Annotated in this window: 17 protein-coding genes and 1 riboswitch; of the genes, 4 read left to right on the top strand and 13 right to left on the bottom strand. The window is 75.0% G+C overall.

Translation table 11 applies throughout. From position 1 onward, the window contains the following. Positions 1-9: 9 nt before the first annotated feature. Positions 10-792 carry a GntR family transcriptional regulator gene (locus AB0E19_RS25345; protein WP_362184429.1) on the bottom strand — a complete coding sequence of 261 codons (783 nt, stop codon included), beginning with the start codon at positions 790-792 and terminating at the stop codon, positions 10-12. A 181-nt stretch (positions 793-973) separates the two neighbouring features. On the opposite strand from AB0E19_RS25345, the gene AB0E19_RS25350 reads away from it, so the two are divergent. Beyond that, the gene (locus tag AB0E19_RS25350) at positions 974-2,314 is read left to right on the top strand and encodes a DUF2252 domain-containing protein (RefSeq protein ID WP_362184431.1); all 1,341 of its coding nucleotides are present in this window, start codon (positions 974-976) and stop codon (positions 2,312-2,314) included. Between the two features lie 18 nt (positions 2,315-2,332). Here AB0E19_RS25350 and AB0E19_RS25355 read toward each other — a convergent pair whose 3' ends face one another. After that, positions 2,333-2,938, bottom strand: a complete 606-nt coding sequence (locus AB0E19_RS25355; protein ID WP_362184433.1) for a helix-turn-helix domain-containing protein — start codon at positions 2,936-2,938, stop codon at positions 2,333-2,335. 120 nt (positions 2,939-3,058) lie between these two features. Here AB0E19_RS25355 and AB0E19_RS25360 point away from each other — a divergent pair, with 120 nt between their 5' ends. Together AB0E19_RS25360 and AB0E19_RS25365 are read left to right on the top strand one after the other, a co-directional pair. Further along, a complete protein-coding gene (locus AB0E19_RS25360) occupies positions 3,059-4,186 on the top strand; it encodes an ABC transporter permease (RefSeq protein ID WP_362184435.1) in 1,128 nt (375 codons plus the stop codon). Next, the gene (locus tag AB0E19_RS25365) at positions 4,183-4,857 is read left to right on the top strand and encodes an ATP-binding cassette domain-containing protein (protein WP_362184437.1); all 675 of its coding nucleotides are present in this window, start codon (positions 4,183-4,185) and stop codon (positions 4,855-4,857) included. The genes AB0E19_RS25360 and AB0E19_RS25365 overlap by 4 nt, the downstream gene beginning before the upstream one ends. Before the next feature lie 126 nt (positions 4,858-4,983). Here AB0E19_RS25365 and AB0E19_RS25370 read toward each other — a convergent pair whose 3' ends face one another. The 9 genes from AB0E19_RS25370 to AB0E19_RS25410 all read right to left on the bottom strand — a co-directional run bounded on the left by AB0E19_RS25370 (position 4,984) and on the right by AB0E19_RS25410 (position 13,825). Next, positions 4,984-6,384 carry an FAD-dependent monooxygenase gene (locus tag AB0E19_RS25370; RefSeq protein WP_362184439.1) on the bottom strand — a complete coding sequence of 467 codons (1,401 nt, stop codon included), beginning with the start codon at positions 6,382-6,384 and terminating at the stop codon, positions 4,984-4,986. A gap of 144 nt (positions 6,385-6,528) precedes the next feature. After that, positions 6,529-7,101: a PadR family transcriptional regulator gene (locus tag AB0E19_RS25375; protein WP_362184441.1), complete on the bottom strand. Its 573-nt coding sequence runs from the start codon at positions 7,099-7,101 to the stop codon at positions 6,529-6,531. A 48-nt stretch (positions 7,102-7,149) separates the two neighbouring features. After that, complete coding sequence (locus AB0E19_RS25380; protein WP_362184443.1) at positions 7,150-9,174, bottom strand: NADPH-dependent 2,4-dienoyl-CoA reductase; 2,025 nt, start codon at positions 9,172-9,174, stop codon at positions 7,150-7,152. 135 nt (positions 9,175-9,309) lie between these two features. Beyond that, positions 9,310-9,963 (bottom strand): hypothetical protein, encoded by a 654-nt coding sequence (locus AB0E19_RS25385; protein WP_362184445.1) that lies wholly within the window; start codon positions 9,961-9,963, stop codon positions 9,310-9,312. A 91-nt stretch (positions 9,964-10,054) separates the two neighbouring features. Continuing rightward, entirely contained in the window at positions 10,055-10,897 is an 843-nt protein-coding gene (locus AB0E19_RS25390; RefSeq protein WP_362184447.1) for an ATP-binding cassette domain-containing protein, read from the bottom strand. Beyond that, positions 10,894-11,643 carry a cobalt ECF transporter T component CbiQ gene (gene cbiQ / locus AB0E19_RS25395; RefSeq protein ID WP_362184449.1) on the bottom strand — a complete coding sequence of 250 codons (750 nt, stop codon included), beginning with the start codon at positions 11,641-11,643 and terminating at the stop codon, positions 10,894-10,896. The genes AB0E19_RS25390 and cbiQ overlap by 4 nt, the downstream gene beginning before the upstream one ends. 6 nt (positions 11,644-11,649) lie before the next feature. Beyond that, positions 11,650-12,006 carry an energy-coupling factor ABC transporter substrate-binding protein gene (locus AB0E19_RS25400; protein WP_362184451.1) on the bottom strand — a complete coding sequence of 119 codons (357 nt, stop codon included), beginning with the start codon at positions 12,004-12,006 and terminating at the stop codon, positions 11,650-11,652. After that, positions 12,006-12,704 carry an energy-coupling factor ABC transporter permease gene (locus tag AB0E19_RS25405; protein WP_362184453.1) on the bottom strand — a complete coding sequence of 233 codons (699 nt, stop codon included), beginning with the start codon at positions 12,702-12,704 and terminating at the stop codon, positions 12,006-12,008. Before AB0E19_RS25405 ends, AB0E19_RS25400 begins: the two co-directional genes overlap by 1 nt. Positions 12,705-12,732: 28 nt before the next feature. Beyond that, a riboswitch (cobalamin riboswitch) is annotated at positions 12,733-12,955 on the bottom strand. Positions 12,956-13,009: 54 nt separating this feature from the next. Then, positions 13,010-13,825, bottom strand: a complete 816-nt coding sequence (locus tag AB0E19_RS25410) for an SDR family NAD(P)-dependent oxidoreductase (RefSeq protein ID WP_362184455.1) — start codon at positions 13,823-13,825, stop codon at positions 13,010-13,012. Between the two features lie 177 nt (positions 13,826-14,002). On the opposite strand from AB0E19_RS25410, the gene AB0E19_RS25415 reads away from it, so the two are divergent. After that, positions 14,003-14,947 (top strand): AraC family transcriptional regulator, encoded by a 945-nt coding sequence (locus AB0E19_RS25415; protein WP_362184457.1) that lies wholly within the window; start codon positions 14,003-14,005, stop codon positions 14,945-14,947. Between the two features lie 85 nt (positions 14,948-15,032). Here the strand turns inward: AB0E19_RS25415 and AB0E19_RS25420 are convergent, their stop codons facing one another. Both AB0E19_RS25420 and dhaL read right to left on the bottom strand, forming a co-directional pair. Continuing rightward, positions 15,033-15,440: a PTS fructose transporter subunit IIA gene (locus AB0E19_RS25420; protein ID WP_362184459.1), complete on the bottom strand. Its 408-nt coding sequence runs from the start codon at positions 15,438-15,440 to the stop codon at positions 15,033-15,035. Next, positions 15,437-16,048, bottom strand: a complete 612-nt coding sequence (dhaL, locus tag AB0E19_RS25425) for a dihydroxyacetone kinase subunit DhaL (protein WP_362184461.1) — start codon at positions 16,046-16,048, stop codon at positions 15,437-15,439. Before dhaL ends, AB0E19_RS25420 begins: the two co-directional genes overlap by 4 nt. Positions 16,049-16,052 lie beyond the last annotated feature (4 nt).

Here is a 16,052-nt window from a genome sequence, read left to right on the forward strand (position 1 = left end):
GAACCGCGGTCAGAGGCTGTACTCGTACGTCCAGGCCGCCTCCCGGGCCGTGAAGTCGATGTCCGTGACCTCCAGGACGTGGCCGTGCTGATCGCTCACCACCCGGTGGACGCTCAGCCGGGCCGCACCGCCCGCCGCCGCCCCCGCGGCGCCGGGCGGGACCCGGACCGACTCCCGGTGGGTGGCCCGCAGGCCCGCCTCGTGCATCCAGTGGTAGAGCAGCCGCAGATCCGGCTGGCGCACGCCGTACCGGGCCCGCCGGTAGCGGGCCAGCTGCGGGATCTCCTCCAGCGCCGCCCGGGAGAACCACGAGACCGCCCGCTGCAGCTCGGGACCCTGCGGGGCCAGCACGCGATGGCGGTGGACGAGCGTCGGCTCGCCCGGCGTCAGGTGCAGTCGCGGGGCCAGCGCCGACGGCGGCGGCTCCCAGTCGAGGGAGGCCCGCACCAGGGCCTCCGCCGCGCGCGGCCCGCCGGGGAAGACGGGTCGCGCGGCGGACGGGGGCGGCGGCGCGGGCCGGGGGGACTCCCCGTGCGACGGGCCGTGCGCGGCGAAGGTGCCGCGCCGGTCGGTGACCACGAGCCGTTCCTCGCGCAGCAGGTGGAGCGCGCTGCGGATGGTCTGCCGGTTGACGTGGTACCGCTGCGCCAGGGAACGTTCCGAGGGGAGCCTGCTCCCGGGGGCGAGGGCGTGCCGGACGAGGTCGTCCCGCAGGGCGGCGGCCACCCGCAGATAGCGCGGGACCACCCCCTCCGGAGGCACGGAATCGGGCGCGGAATCGGGTACGGCCATGATGGACCCCTTCTTCGCTCAGCGTCACCGCGTGGGCCGTATGGGTGATCAATTCCTATCATTGGTCTAAACCATTTCGCTAGGGCGACCGTGCAGAGTGGCCGAAACCAGCGCGCCGCCTTGTAATGGGGACCAGGCGACAGGACCGGCCGCGGCCGGTGTGGAAGAGGGGTGAGGCCGGATGACGACGCCGTCCGAGCGCGCCGAGAGCGGCCGCGCGGCCCGCAAGCGGGTCCCGCGGTCCTCGCACGGCCGCTGGATACCGAGCTCGCAGCGCCCCGACCCGCTGACCGTCCTGGAGAAGCAGGCCGCCGACCGGCTGCCCGACCTCGCCCCCGTCCGGTACGGGCGGATGGCCGCCTCCCCCTTCGCCTTCCTGCGCGGCGCCGCCGCCGTCATGGCCGCCGACCTCGGCGCCACCAGGAACACCGGACTCACCGTCCAGCTCTGCGGCGACGCCCATCTGCTCAACTTCGGCGTCTACGCCTCACCCGAACGGACGCTCCTCTTCGACGTCAACGACTTCGACGAGACGCTCCCCGGCCCCTTCGAGTGGGACGTCAAGCGGCTCGCCGCCAGCGTCGCCGTCGCCGCCCTCCAGAACGGCAGCCCGCGCCCCAAGGCCCACCGCGCCGCGCTCGCCGCCGCCGAGGCCTACCGCACCACCATGCGCCGCCTCGCCGGCCTCGGGGAACTCGCCGTCTGGTACGAGCGGATCGCCGCCGACGAACTCACCGCCCTCGCCCGCCCCCGCGAACGCGAAAGGGTCTCCCGGGGCCTCGCCAAGGCGCGCCGCCGCACCAGCCTCCAGGCCCTCGACAAGCTCACCACCCGGGACGGCGACGGCGGGCGCCGGATCGCCGAGGACCCGCCGCTCCTGGAACGCGTCCCCGACCTCGACCGGGTCACCCTCGGCACGATCTTCGGCGACTACCGCAGCTCGCTCTCCGAGGAGCGCCGCGCCCTCCTCGACCGCTACCGCTTCCGCGACGCCGCCCGCAAGGTCGTCGGCGTCGGCAGCGTCGGCACCCGCTGCTTCGTCGTCCTCCTCGAAGGCCGCGACGACAGCGACCCGCTGATCCTCCAGATCAAGGAGGCGAGCCGCTCGGTCCTGGAGGCGTACCTCCCGCCCACCGTCTACTCCCACCAGGGCCGGCGCGTCGTCTGCGGCCAGCGCCTCACCCAGGCCGCCAGCGACATCTTCCTCGGCTGGATGACCGGACCCGAGCAACGCCACTTCTACTGGCGCCAGTTGCGCGACATGAAGGGCTCCGCCGAGGTCGAGACGATGACCCCCGCCATGCTGCGCGAGTACGCCCGGCTGTGCGGCCGCGCCCTGGCCCGCGCCCACGCCCGCTCCGGCGACCGTGTCGCCATCGCCGCCTACCTCGGCTCCTCCGACGTCTTCGACCGCGCCGTCGCCGACTTCTCCCTCACCTATGCCGGCCAGAACGCCGACGACTACGCCACCCTCGGCGCGGGCATCGCCGCCGGCATGATCACGGCGGCCCCGGGCGTCTGAGTCCGGGCCCCGCGCCGGTCAGCGGCCGGCCGACGGGAGCGGCGCGAGCCCGCGGAGGGCCGCCACGGCGAGCCGCACGGTCCGGTCGGTCACCGCGGTGTAGTCGGCGCCCGCTTCGAGGGCGGTGGTGGCGGCGTTGACGAAGCCCTGGAGCAGGCGGGCGGTCATCAGCGGCGCGTCGTCGCCGAGTTCGGCCAGGGCCTCGACGAGCGGGTCGAGCAGCGCCCGGTGGGCCGCGTCGGCCCCCGCGCGCAGGGCGGCGGCGTCCTCCGCTCCCGCGGTGGCGCGGGCGACGCGGTGCTCGCCGTCGCGGACCATCTCCAGCTGGACGGTCACATGGGCGGCGACCCGCGCCTCGGGCGCGTCCCCGGCGGCGGCGAGCGCCGCCCGGATCCGCTCGGTCCAGCGCGGCGCCGCCTCGCGCACCACCTCGGTGAGCAGGTGGTGCCGGTCGGGGAAGTACTTGTACACGCTGTTGCGGGCGAGGCCGGTGCGCCGGGCCACCTCCGCGAACGTCACCTTCGAGGCGTCGCCCTCCGCCAGCACCTCCCGTGCCGCGTCGAGGAGGGCGGCACGCTGCTGGGAGCGGTGGTCGGCGACCGTGGCGGCGTGGATCTTGGGCACGGAGCCAGTCTAGGCACCCGGCCGGGTCCGCCCTCGTCCGTACCCACCCCCCACTTGGGGACGGTGCGTCGCCATCTTCTATCTTGGGGACGCCTTGTCCCCAAGTTTGGAGTGAACGCCATGTTCCTCGCCCTGCTGGAGCTGAGAGCGGCCCGGGGCCGCTTCCTGCTGATGGGCAGCGTCGTCGTGCTCGTCGCCGCGCTCGTCGGCATCGTCTCCGGTTTCACCACCGGCCTCGGGGACGACACCGTCTCCGCCCTGCGCCGGCTCCCCGCCACCCACGTCGCCTTCGCGTCCGGCGCGGACTCCGACCAGTTCGCCCGCGGGCTCGTCGACGACCGGACCCTCGCCGGCTGGGACGGTGAACCGCGGACCGACGTCACCCCCCTCGGCGTCGCCCTCACCCGGGGCACCACCGGCCGGGGGGTCGAGGTCGACCTCGCCGCCTTCGGCGTCGCGCCCGGCGCCTTCACCGACCCCGGAGCCGACGTCGGCGCACCCCTCGACGCCGCCAGGCCCGACGGGATCGTCGTCTCGCGCCAGCTGGTCGACGAGGGCGTCCGCGTCGGCGACACCCTGGCCGTCGACCGCCTCGGGATCACCCTGGAGGTCGTCGGCACCACCGGCCGCTCCTCGTACGGTCACGTCCCCGTCGCCTACGTCACCACCGACACCTGGCGCCGCATCCGCTTCACCGTCCCCGGCGCCAGGAGCCTCCCCGTCGGCCTGCCCGCGCAGTACAGCGCCCTGGCCCTCCGGCTCCCCGCCGACGCCGACGGGACCGCGCTCGCCGCCGCCGACCGACGCCACGGCACCGCGACCGTCCCCCTGGAGGACGCCTTCGCGGCCGCCCCCGGCTACGACGGGGAACGCCTCACCATGACGTCGATCCAGACCTTCCTCTTCCTCATCGCCCCGCTCGTCGTCGGCGCCTTCTTCGCCGTCTGGACCGTCCAGCGCACCCCCGAACTGGCCCTGCTGCGCGCCATGGGAGCCTCCCGGCGCCGCCTGCTCGGCCACACCCTCGCCCAGGCGGCCGTCGTCGTGGCCGCCGGCACCGCCGCCGGCGGCGCGCTCGCCTCCGCCGTCGGTCTGCTCGTCGGCGAACAGGTGCCCTTCAGCCTCCCCGCCACCACCCTGGCGGCCACCATGGGCGCGGTCGCGGCGGTCGGCCTCGCCGGCTCCGCCCTCACCCTGCGCCGCGTCACCACCGTCGACCCCATGACCATGCTGGGAGCCGCCCGATGAGCCTCCGCCTCGACGACGTCACCGTCACCCTGGGCCGGGGGGACTCCCGCACCACCGCCCTCGACGGCTTCGGGGCGACCTTCCGCCCCGGCGTCCTCACCGCCCTCGTCGGCCCGTCCGGCTCGGGGAAGTCCACGCTCCTGGCGGTCGCCGGCGCCCTGCTCCGCCCCGACCGGGGCCGGGTCCTCCTCGGCGACACCGATCTCGCGGCGCTCTCCGACCGCGACCGGGCCCGGGCCCGGCGCACGCGCGTCGGATACATGTTCCAGAGCGGCAACCTGCTCACCGGCCTCACGGCCGAGGAGCAGCTCCTCGCGGCCGCGTCGATCGCCGGCCGGCGGCCCCGCGCCCTGCGGGCCAGGGCCCGCGACCTGCTCGCCGAGGTCGGCCTGGAGCACCGGCCCACCCATCGTCCCGACCAGCTCTCCGGTGGCGAGCGCCAGCGGATCGCCCTGGCCAGGGCCCTCCTCCTGGAGCCCGAGCTCCTTCTGATCGACGAACCGACCGCCGCCGTCGACCGGGCCAGGGCCGAGGACCTCACCGCGCTCATCGCCCGCACCGCCGAGCGGTACGGCTGCGTGACCGTGGTCGCCACCCACGACCCCGTGGTCACCGAGGCCGCCGGCGCCACCGTCGACATGCTCCGGCAAGCGGCACCGGCCCCCTCCTGATCCACCACCCGGACTCCCGGGCGGCGGACACGGAGACGGCGGCCCCGGGCGTCCACCGCCCGGAGCCGCCGTCGCCCCGGTCCGTCAGCCGCGGACCAGGCGGGTCGCCCCGTCGGTCCCGGCCCGTCAGTCCCGGGTCCCTCGGTCCCCGAGCCGCAGCGGAGGCTCCGCCGGCGTCTCCGGGACCGGGGAGAACAGCGCCGCCCGCACCACCGTGGGCGCGAACAGGCTGGTCAGCGGCGCCGTCAGGGTGAGGACCGCGCGGAACGGCACACCGACCACGGCGTCGCCCGCCGCCCGCTCCTGCACCCGCGCCAGGTACCAGCCGGTCACCCGGTCCGCGGGCTTCGGCCGCGCCGCGTCGCCCGTCGCACCCGGCATCTTCTTGTCCGCGCCCGCCGAGATGTCCCACGCCTGCCGGGACGCGTCGAGCAGCGCCCGCTGCACCCGCCGGGTGCTCGGCACCCTCCGGGTGTCCGACAGCGCCCGGCGCAGCGCGACCGCGGAGAGCGCCGCGACCGCCATGCCCTGCCCGTAGATCGGGTTGAACGCGCACAGCGCGTCGCCGGTGGCGAGGAAGCCGGCCGGGCGGCGGCCCGGACGGTCGTACCTGCGGCGGATGTTGGCGGTCCGCCGGAAGCCGTGCACCGCGGTGACGGGCTCCGCGCCGGCCAGCCACTCGCTGATCACCGGGTGCGGCAGACGCTTCGCGTACTCCTCGAACTCCCCCTCGTCGGTCGGCGGTTCGTCGCCGCGCAGCCCCGAGAAGGTGACCATGTGGTGGCCGTCGCCCAGCGGGACGATCACGCCGCCGTACGGCTGCTGCGGGCCCGGCACGATGTAGTAGCCGAGCGCGTCCGTGACCGGTACCGCGTCCGTCGCCTTGTACACCCGCGAGCCGTAGGCGAGACCGGTGTCGAGGGTCTCCTCGTGCGGCGCCTCCGCGCCGATCGCGGCCAGCCAGTCCGCCGCCTTCGTCGACCGTCCGGAGGCGTCCACCACCAGGTCGGCCGCGAGCTCACGGGGCTCCTGCCCGGCGCCGCGCTCCCTCAGCCGGACACCGGTGACGCGCGACGCGGTGCCGGTCAGACCCACCGTCTCGGTGCCGTCGACGAGTTCGATCCGCGGGTCGGCGAGCACCCGCTGCCGCACCAGCCACTCCAGCTGGGGCCGCGGGCCGCTGTAGAAGTGCGCGGAGGCGGGCAGCCGGGTGAACCACTGGCCGGCCTGCCACTGGACCATGTCCGTCGGCATGGCGACCCGGGGCGCGCCCAACTCCCGCAGCTCGTCCATGAATCCCGGCAGCAGTTCGTCGAGCGCCTGCTGGCCGCCCTCGATGAGCACGTGCAGGTGCCGGCCCTGCGGCACTCCGGCCCGGGCGTCCGGGCCCTGCGGCAGCCGGTCGCGCTCGACGACCGTGACCCGCTCCGCGTGTTCCGCGAGCACCCGCGCCGCCAGCAGTCCGGCGAGACTTCCCCCGATGACCACCGCGTGACGTGTCCCGCGGTGCCCCAAGTCGTCGGCCATACCCGCCCTTTCCCTCTGTGGACCATGAACCGATACCGACCAGTATCCACGGTGGAGGGATCGCGCACCGGCGCGCGGCGGGGGCGGAAGGGCGCGGCACGGGCGCGCGGAGACCGGCACCCGCCCGCCCGGGCCCGGCGCGCCTCAGTCCTCGGGCCCCGGCTCCGCGGGCGCGGCGCGCTCCTCCGGCCCCAGCTCCGTCAGCGCGGCCGTCAGCCACTCCACCCAGAAGCGCTCCAGGTCGATGCCGCCGCGCAGCACGAGATGGCGCAGCCGGTCGGGTTCGTCGGCGCGCCGCTCGGCCGGGAAGTCGCGCTCCTCGATGCCGAAGTACTCGTCGAGCTGGGCCCGGTGGAGCGCGAGGTGCCGCTCCAGTTCGGCCCGCAGCCCGGCCGAGCCGACCACCGCGGCGGCCCGCATCCGCAGCAGCAGCGCGGACCGCAGCGGCTTCGGGTCCTCGGCCGCGCCCACCCACTCCCGCAGGAACTCCCGTCCCGCGGGCAGCACTTCGTACTCCTTGCGCTGCCCGCGCACCGGCACGGGGGAGGGCAGGGCTCGGATCTGCCCCGCCTCCTCCAGGCGCCCCAGCTCCCGGTAGATCTGCTGGTGCGTCGCGGACCAGAAGTAGCCGATCGACTTGTCGAAGCGGCGCGTCAGTTCGAGACCGGAGGACGGCTTCTCGAGCAGCGCGGTGAGGATCGCGTGCGGGAGGGACATGCGGGCATCCTAGGTTCGGGTCGCGCGCCGCTCGGGCGGGTCAGCGGGTCACAGGGTGGCGGCGAGCCGGGTGCCCTGGTCGATCGCCCGCTTGGCGTCCAGTTCGGCGGCGACGTCGGCCCCGCCGATGAGGTGCGCCGTCCGGCCCGCGGCGACCAGCTCCTCGTACAGGCCCCGGCGCGGTTCCTGGCCGGAGCAGAGGACGATCGTGTCGACCGGCAGGACCTGGGGCTCGCCCTCGACGGTGAGGTGCAGGCCCTCGTCGTCGATCCGGTCGTAGGTGACGCCGGCGACCATGGCGACGCCGCGGTGCTTGAGCTCGGTGCGGTGGATCCAGCCGGTGGTCTTGCCGAGTCCGGCGCCGACCTTGGTGGTCTTGCGCTGGAGCAGGTGGACCTGGCGCGGCGGCGCGTTCCGCTCCGGCTTGCGCAGGCCGCCCCGGTTCTCGTACGAGGTGTCGACGCCCCACTGGCGGAAGTACGTCTCGGGGTCCTGGCTCGCGCCCTCGCCGCCGTCGGTGAGGTACTCGGCGACGTCGAAGCCGATGCCGCCGGCGCCGATGACGGCGACCCGCTCGCCGACCGGCGCGCCGTCGCGGAGCACGTCGAGGTAGCTGAGGACGCTGGGGTGGTCCTGGCCCTCGATGCCGGGGTCGCGGGGGGTGACGCCGGTGGCGACGACGACCTCGTCGTAGCCGTCGAGGTCGGCGGCGGAGACGTGCGTGCCGAGGCGGACGTCGATGGAGTGCTCGGCGAGCTGGACGCGGAAGTAGCGGAGGGTCTCGTCGAACTCCTCCTTGCCGGGGACCCGCTTGGCGACGTTCAGCTGGCCGCCGATCTCGGAGGCGGCGTCGAAGAGGGTGACGGTGTGGCCGCGCTCGGCCGCCGAGACGGCGCAGGAGAGGCCGGCCGGGCCGGCGCCGACGACGGCGATCCGCTTGGCGAGGCGGGTGGGGGAGAGGACCAGCTCGGTCTCGTGGCAGGCGCGCGGGTTGACCAGGCAGGAGGTGATCTTGAGGTTGAAGGTGTGGTCGAGGCAGGCCTGGTTGCAGCCGATGCAGGTGTTGATGGTCTCGGCCCGGCCGGCGGCGGCCTTGTTCACGAAGGCGGGGTCGGCGAGGAAGGGGCGGGCGAGCGAGACGAGGTCGGCGCGGCCGTCGGCGAGGATCTCCTCCGCGACCTCGGGGGTGTTGATGCGGTTGGAGGTGACGAGCGGCACGGAGACCGAGCCCATCAGCTTCTTCGTCACCCAGGTGTAGGCGCCGCGCGGCACGGAGGTGGCGATGGTGGGGATGCGGGCCTCGTGCCAGCCGATGCCGGTGTTGATGATGGTGGCGCCGGCCGCCTCGATCTCCTGGGCGAGCCGGACGACCTCCTCCAGGGTGGAGCCGCCGGGGACGAGGTCCAGCATGGAGAGCCGGTAGACGATGATGAAGTCGGTGCCGACCCGCTCGCGGATCCGGCGGACGATCTCCAGCGGGAAGCGGACGCGGTTCTCGTAGGAGCCGCCCCAGCGGTCGGTGCGGTGGTTGGTGGCGGCGGCGATGAACTCGTTGACGAGGTAGCCCTCGGAGCCCATGACCTCGACGCCGTCGTAACCGGCCTCCCGGGCGAGCTCGGCGCAGCGGGCGTAGTCCTCGACGGTCTGCTCGACCTCGGCGTCGGTCAGCTCGTTCGGCACGAAGGGGCTGATGGGTGCCTGGATCGCGCTCGGCGCGACGAGGCCGGGGTGGTAGGCGTACCGGCCGAAGTGCAGGATCTGCATCGCGATCCTGCCCCCCTCGGCGTGCACGGCGTCGGTGATCAGCCGGTGCTCGGCCACCTCCTCGCCGGTGGTGAGCTTGGCGCCGCCGTCCCACGGCCGGCCGGCCTCGTTGGGCGCGATGCCGCCGGTGACGATGAGACCGGCGCCGCCCCGCGCCCGCTCGGCGTAGAAGGCGGCCATCCGCTCGAAGCCGTGCTCGGTCTCCTCCAGGCCGACGTGCATCGACCCCATGATCACCCGGTTGGGCAGGGTGGTGAAGCCGAGGTCGAGCGGGCTGAGCAGATGCGGGTACGGGGTCGTCGCGGTCACGGGGCGCCTCCTCGCGCAGGGATCGTCGGATCCTGTTGTAGGCGACGCGAGGGAGCTTATGCAACTAGTTGCACAAGCTCGGGGGTGTGATGGTTACTACTCGGTAGACCGTGGCCGGAAGACGCCGTCGTGTGCTCAGTCGGTGAGGAAGGCCCCCGCGCGGCACGGACGGCAGACGAAGACGTACCCCAGCTGCCCTCCGAGGTTCATCGAGGTCCGCGCCTCGAACCCCTCCTCCAGATGCGCCGCGAACTCCATCGCCCCGGCGCAGGAGGGGCAGTCGGGCCGGCGGTCGTCGGGCAGGTAGGAAGGCTCCCCGCCGAGCGAGCCGAGCACCTCGCGCTGCTTCCCGAACCGCTCGTCGGGCTCCCGCCGCCACCCGGCACGGGCCACGTCGTACGCGTCGGGGTCGAGGTCGCCGTCGGGCTCCAGCTCCTCCGGAGCGAGCGTCACCACCTCCGAGCGGATCGCCGAGGTGACCGGCAGCAGCGTCAGCCCCGTCTCCGGCACGGCCACCGGCAGCAGCCCCTCCCGGGGGAAGAGGTGCACCCGGTTCGCGCCCGCGGTCGCGTCCCAGGTCTCGCAGCCCCCGGGGTCGTTCTGGCACACGAACACGGACAGGACGCCGTCCTCGACCGGGAGATGGGCGAAGAACCGCAGCGGCTCCCCGCAGCAGGAGCCGCACACCGGCCAGTCGAAGCCCGCCGGAGCCAGCGGAAGGCCGCCGGTGCGCGGGACGTCGGCGTCGGCCGGCGCGGGACCGTCGTAGATCATCAGCTCTGTCTGCATGGGCAGAGACTAAGGGGGGCCACCGACAGGGCCGGGCGAACCCCTTGAGGAGGACGGCGTCCTGGGCCCGGACGCCGTCCGCCGGGGGCGCTCAGCGCACCCGGTCCAGCAGCAGGTCCAGGTCCTCCGCCGTCCGCGGCGCCGGTACGCCCTCCGGCAGCAGCCCCTGCGCCCGCAGCAGCCGGCCCACCGAGACCGCCCACGGGCGCCGCAGCCGGGCCGCGTCCAGCAGCGCGTCGTCCGCCAGCAGCTCGGCCGGCGCGCCGGTGCGCAGCCCGGCGGGGGAGAGGACCGCGGCCTCGTCGGCCCAGCGCAGCGCCAGGTCCACGTCGTGCGTGGCCATGACCACCGTCGTACCCGCAGCCCGCAGCCGCTCCAGGGTCTCCAGGAGCCGCTCCTGACCGTGCGGATCGAGACCGGCCGTCGGCTCGTCCATGATCAGGACCCGGGGGCGCATCGCCACCGCGCCCGCGATCGCCGCCCGCTTCCGCTGCCCGTAGGACAGCAGGTGCGTCGGCCGGTCCGCGAGCGCCGTGATGTCCAGCGCCTCCAGCGCCTCCGCCACCCGGAGCCGTACCTCGTCCTCCGGCAGCCCCAGGTTCATCGGCCCGAAGGACACGTCCTGCGCCACCGAGGCGGCGAAGAGCTGGTCGTCCGGGTCCTGCACCACCAGCTGCACCGAGGTCCGCAGCCGGGTCAGCCCCTTCCGGTCGTACGCCACCTCGGCGCCGTCCAGGAGCAGCGCCCCGCTCCCGCACCGCAGCCCGCCGCTCAGGAGCCGCAGCAGCGTCGTCTTCCCGCCGCCGTTGCGCCCGAGCAGCGCGACCGCCCGCCCCTCGTGCACGGCGAACCCGACATCCGTGAGGACGGCGGGGCCGTCCTCGTACGCGAAACCCGCGCCGACCAGCTCCACGACCGGGGTGGGGGTCGTCATGGCAGAAGCCTTTCCAGTACGAGGGTGAGGGCGACGAGCCCCGCGAGGAGGCCGCCCGTCGCCACGAGGAACGGGCGGGAGACGGGCGCCTCGGGCAGCAGGACCCGCAGGGTGCCGTCGTAGCCGCGCCCGGCGAGTCCGGTCTGGAGCCGCTGCGCCCGGTCGAAGGCCCGGACGAACGAGGTCGCGCCGAGCCCCGCCATCGAGCGCCACACCGCGGCCCGGGTCGTCGCCCCGAGCCGCGCCGCCTGCGCCTGCCGCACCTTGCTCTGCGCGTCGAGCAGCAGGAAGACGATCCGGTACATCACCAGGGCCACGTCCACCACCGGCGCCGGCACCCCGGCCCTCACGAGCCGCGGCAGCACGTCCGACACCGGCGTGGTGAAGGCGAACAGGAGCACGCCCAGCGAGGCCGACGCCGTCCGCAGCAACAGCTCGCCCGCGTGCACCGGACCGTCCGGCGCCCAGGCGACGGGACCACCGGGCCCGCCCACCGAGAACAGCAGCGGAACGGCTCCCGTGACGCAGAAGCCCAGCGGGATCCGGAAGGCCCGCCACAGCTGCCGGCCCGGCACACCGGCCGGACCGAGCAGCACGGCGAGGGTCGCCGCGGCGACCAGGAGCGCCCCCGGCCACGGCGGCAGGCAGACCGCGCACAGCGTCAGACCGAAACCGAGCAGGGCCTTCTCCGCCGGATGGCGGCGGCGCCAGCGACTGCTGTGCGCCGCCGCGTCGATCGGCAGCATCGGCGGCTACGCGCCCTTGTCCGCGCCCTGGGCGGGCACGGTGCCCTCGGCGCGGGCCGCCGCCCGCTCCTCGCCCTGCCGCCGGCCGCGCCGCAGCCCGAAGTAGTACGCGAGGACACCGGCGCCCAGCGCCGCCTGGAGCGAGAACAGCGCCGACTCGATCTCGCCGGACGGCGGCTCGTACAGCGGCGAGAACCACGGCTCGTAGTCCGGCTCGATCTCCGTGATCGCCGTCTCCGCCTCGGCGTCGGCGCCGGTGAACGGCTCCTCCTTGTGGTCGCCGAGCCCCAGCGCCAGCGGCAGCACGGCCAGCGCCGCCACCAGCAGGAGCAGCAGACCGTTGATCTTCGTGTTCCTGCTCATCACGCCGTCGCCTCCTCGCGCCGCTCCGCCTTCTTCGGCGCGGCGAGCACGCCGAGCCGCAGCAGATCGCCCTTGCTGGACTGGGTGAGCAACCGCATGACCAGGACGGTCAGCAGCCCCTCGCTCACCGCGAGCGGAATCTGCGTCACCGCGAAGATCCCGCCGAACTTGGCGAGCGAGCCCGCCACGCCGCTGCCCGGGTCGGGGAAGGCGAGGGCCAGCTGGACGCTGGTCACGCAGTAGGTGGAGAGGTCGGCGACGAACGCGCCGAAGAACACCGCCACCATCAGCGGCGCCCCGGACCGCCGGACCAGCAGATAGGTGCCGTATCCGGCCCACGGACCGACGATCGCCATCGAGAAGACGTTCGCGCCCAGCGTGGTCAGCCCGCCGTGGGCGAGCAGCAGGGCCTGGAACAGCAGGGTGATCGTGCCGAGCACCGCCATGATCGGTGGCCGGAACAGGATGGCGCCCAGCCCCGTACCCGTAGGGTGGGAGCAACTGCCGGTCACCGAGGGCAGCTTGAGTGCGGACAGGACGAAGGTGAAGGCGCCGGAGGCGCCGAGCAGCAGGGTGGACTCGGGGTTGGCGCGCACCTCGCGGGTGAGCGCGCGGACGCCGTGGACGACGAACGGAGCCGATGCGACGCCCCAGGCGGCCGCGTGGACGGGGGGCAGATACCCCTCGGCGATATGCATGATCGGGAGACCCTCTCCAGCACCTCGTGGATGGACAACGCGCCCTGGCCGGTCTCCTGGCTGACGGTAGTGCCGCCCGACTCCGCCTTCCCACCCCGCGACGGTCTCCCGCGGCGGAGCAGTGGCTTCCCCGAAGGGACGGAGCCGGACCTCCCGATCACAGTGGCGAGGGCCGCACCGGTACTGCACCGGTTTCCCGAACACCAAGGCCCTGTGACATTAGTGTGTTGACCTGCTTCATCACAATGCGGGGTCGGTCACTCGCGCTCCGAAGCACCCGGCCGGGGCGCCGCCGCCCCCCGTGCTCAGCCCTGCGCCCGCACCGACAGCTCCTGCCAGTCCGCCCAGGTCCTGAGCCGGTCGGCGTAGACCTGCGGCAGCATCTCGTTTCCCTGGGTGCCGAGGAAGACGCGCAGCGGCGGCTCGTCCGCGTCGACGACCTCCAGCAGCGCCCGCCCGGCGGCGGCCGGGTCGCCCAGGTCCAGCGTCGCGACGAACGCGCCGAGCGCCTCGCGGGCGCCGTCGTACGCCGGGATCGGCTCCGAGTGGACGGCCGACTCCCCACCCCAGTCGGTGGCGTACGCGCCCGGCTCGATCAGCGTGACCTGGATGCCGAGGTCCGCCACCTCCTGCGCCAGCGACTCGGTCAGCCCCTCCAGCGCCCACTTCGAGGCGTGGTAGCCGCCGACCAGCGGCCAGGCCGCGACGCCACCGGTGGAGGAGATCTGCACGATGTGGCCGCCGCCCTGCTCGCGCAGGTGCGGCAGCGCGGCCTGGGTCACCCACAGGGCGCCGAACAGGTTGGTCTCCAGCTGGTCGCGCAGCGCCCGCTCGGTCAGCTCCTCCACGGCGCCGAACAGGCCGTACCCGGCGTTGTTGACGACCACGTCGAGCCGGCCGAAGTGCTCCCTGGCCCGCCCGACGGCCGCGAACACCGCGTCCTTGTCGGTCACGTCCAGGGTCAGGGCGAGCACGGCGTCGCCGTACCGCCCGGACAGGTCGGAGAGGTTCCCCGCGTCGCGGGCGGTGGCGGCGACCCGGTCGCCGCGGTCCAGGGCGGCCTCGACGAACCGCCGGCCGAAGCCGCGCGACGAACCGGTGACGAACCAGACCTTGCTCATGGGTTTCTCCCTCGCGTCAGGGGCCGCACGGGGGTGCGGCCGGGCCGTCGTGGACGTCGGCCCGCGCTCCACACTAGGAAGCCCTCGCCGGACGCTCCATGACGAAAGCTCTCCTCTTTTTGCCCGTACGTCTCATCCGCTGCGACGCAAGGTGGCTCCTCGCCTACGCTCACGGCCATGGACGTACTCGCCGACATCATGGCCGCGACCCGCTTCACCGGCGTGCTGCTCAACCAGCTGCGCTCCGGCCGGCCCGACTGGGGCTGCGGGATCGCGCCCCTGCCCACCGCGGGCTTCCACCTGGTCGCCGAGGGCGTCTGCTGGCTGCGCGTGCCCGGCCGGGCGCCCCTGCGGCTCGTGCCCGGCGACCTGGTGCTGCTGCCGCACGGCGACCCGCACGAGCTGACGGGTTCTCCGGAAGCGGTCGCCGTGGCCTACCCGGACCTGGAGGCGGCCCATCCGCCGGGCCGCGAAGGCGTCGTCGACCTCGGCGGCGACGGCCCGGTCGTACGCGTCGTGTGCGGCAAGTTCGCCTACGAGGGCGTCACCGGACGGCACCCCGTCCTGGCCGCCCTGCCCCGGGTCGTCCACCTCCCCGGCATGAGCGCCGACCCCGAACTCCAGGCCACCGTACGGCTGATCGCGGCCGAGACCACCCGCCGGCGCCCCGGGGCCCAGGCCCTCGCGACGCGGCTCACCGACGTGCTGTTCGTGCAGGCGGTCCGCGCCTGGCTGGAGCGCGGCGCCGACGGCGAACCGGGCGAGCCGTCCTGGCTGACGGCCCTGCGCGACCCGCGGATCGGGACCTCGCTCTCCCTGATGCACGAGGAGCCGCAGCGCGCGTGGACGGTGGAGGGCCTGGCCCGCGCCGTGGCGATGTCCCGGGCCGCGTTCGCCCGCCGGTTCAAGGACCTCGTCGGCAGCACCCCGCTCGCCTACCTGGCCGAGCTGCGCGTCGACCTGGCCGCCCGCCTCCTGCGCGACACCGACTCCCCGGTCGGCGACATCGCCCGATCCGTCGGCTACGCCTCCGAGTTCGCCTTCTCCCGCGCCTTCTCCCGCCGTCACGGCCTCCCGCCGGGCCGCTACCGCCGTCACGCACCCGCGACGGCGGGAGCGTGACGGGGCGACGCGTGCCGGGGGCCCACGCCGACGTGGGCGGCCGACGACGGCTGACGGCGGTGGGCGGCTCGCGGCGGTGGCCGGGTCAGACCTTGCGGTAGTCGTACGCCTCCGCGGCCGCGGCCGCGACCGCGTCGAGGTCGCCGCCCGCGCTCGCCGTCACCAGCGCGGCCACCGCGCCCTCGACGAAGGGCGCGTCCACGAGCCGTGCCCCCGCGGGGAGTTCGTCGCCCTCCGCGAGGAGGGCCTTCACCGTCAGGACCGCGCTGCCCAGGTCCACCAGGAGGGCCACCCCGGCGCCCGCGTCGACGGACTCCGCCGCCGCCGCGATCAGCTCGGAGCTCGTACCGAGACCGCCGTCGGGGGTGCCGCCGGCCGGCGCGACCGGAGCCAGGTCGCCGCCGCCGGCGAGCCCGCGGGCCAGCTCCGCGACGGCGGCGGCGACGGCCGCGCTGTGCGAGACCAGCACGATCCCGACCCTCTCCCCGCTCATCGGGCCGCCACCTCCTCCAGGGCGGCGAACAGCAGCGCCGAGGACGTCGCCCCCGGGTCCTGATGCCCGACCGACCGCTCGCCGAGATAGCTGGCCCGGCCCTTGCGGGCCCGCAGCGGCACGGTCGCGAGCGCGCCCGCCTCCGCCGCCGAGCGTGCGGCGGCGAACGACCCGCGCAGCGCCTCCACCGCCGGTGTCAGCGCGTCCAGCATCGTCTTGTCGCCGGGGACCGCGCCGCCGAGCCGCCCGACCGCCGCGACCCCGGCGGCCAGCGCGTCCGCCAGCTCCGCCCGCGAGACCTCCCCGGCCTCGCCGAGCGCCTTCCCGGCGCGCCGCAGCAGCGTCCCGTACAGCGGCCCGGAGGCCCCGCCCACGGTCGCGATCAGCAGCCCACCGGCGGTGACGAGGACCGCGCCGGGTGTCGCGGGCGGCTCCTTCGCCAACGCCTCGGCCACGGCGGCGAACCCACGCTTCAGATTGGCCCCGTGGTCCGCGTCGCCGATCGCCGCGTCCAGGTCGGTGAGCCGCCCGGCCTCCCGGTCGACGGCCGCCGCGACGCCCTCCATCCACCGCACCGCGAACGCGGCGCCGTACGTCTCCGTGCTCATCGCC

The sequence above is a fragment of the Streptomyces sp. NPDC047974 genome (genome assembly GCF_040653375.1).
Classification (GTDB): Bacteria; Actinomycetota; Actinomycetes; order Streptomycetales; family Streptomycetaceae; genus Streptomyces.

Coding starts and splice junctions, on each gene's coding strand:
- AB0E19_RS25345 (WP_362184429.1), bottom strand. CDS start 792: ATGGCCGTACCCGATTCCGCGCCCGATTCCGTGCCTCCGGAGGGGGTG.
- AB0E19_RS25350 (WP_362184431.1), top strand. CDS start 974: ATGACGACGCCGTCCGAGCGCGCCGAGAGCGGCCGCGCGGCCCGCAAG.
- AB0E19_RS25360 (WP_362184435.1), top strand. CDS start 3,059: ATGTTCCTCGCCCTGCTGGAGCTGAGAGCGGCCCGGGGCCGCTTCCTG.
- AB0E19_RS25365 (WP_362184437.1), top strand. CDS start 4,183: ATGAGCCTCCGCCTCGACGACGTCACCGTCACCCTGGGCCGGGGGGAC.
- AB0E19_RS25370 (WP_362184439.1), bottom strand. CDS start 6,384: ATGGCCGACGACTTGGGGCACCGCGGGACACGTCACGCGGTGGTCATC.
- AB0E19_RS25375 (WP_362184441.1), bottom strand. CDS start 7,101: ATGTCCCTCCCGCACGCGATCCTCACCGCGCTGCTCGAGAAGCCGTCC.
- AB0E19_RS25385 (WP_362184445.1), bottom strand. CDS start 9,963: ATGCAGACAGAGCTGATGATCTACGACGGTCCCGCGCCGGCCGACGCC.
- AB0E19_RS25390 (WP_362184447.1), bottom strand. CDS start 10,897: ATGACGACCCCCACCCCGGTCGTGGAGCTGGTCGGCGCGGGTTTCGCG.
- cbiQ (WP_362184449.1), bottom strand. CDS start 11,643: ATGCTGCCGATCGACGCGGCGGCGCACAGCAGTCGCTGGCGCCGCCGC.
- AB0E19_RS25400 (WP_362184451.1), bottom strand. CDS start 12,006: ATGAGCAGGAACACGAAGATCAACGGTCTGCTGCTCCTGCTGGTGGCG.
- AB0E19_RS25405 (WP_362184453.1), bottom strand. CDS start 12,704: ATGCATATCGCCGAGGGGTATCTGCCCCCCGTCCACGCGGCCGCCTGG.
- AB0E19_RS25410 (WP_362184455.1), bottom strand. CDS start 13,825: ATGAGCAAGGTCTGGTTCGTCACCGGTTCGTCGCGCGGCTTCGGCCGG.
- AB0E19_RS25415 (WP_362184457.1), top strand. CDS start 14,003: ATGGACGTACTCGCCGACATCATGGCCGCGACCCGCTTCACCGGCGTG.
- AB0E19_RS25420 (WP_362184459.1), bottom strand. CDS start 15,440: ATGAGCGGGGAGAGGGTCGGGATCGTGCTGGTCTCGCACAGCGCGGCC.
- dhaL (WP_362184461.1), bottom strand. CDS start 16,048: ATGAGCACGGAGACGTACGGCGCCGCGTTCGCGGTGCGGTGGATGGAG.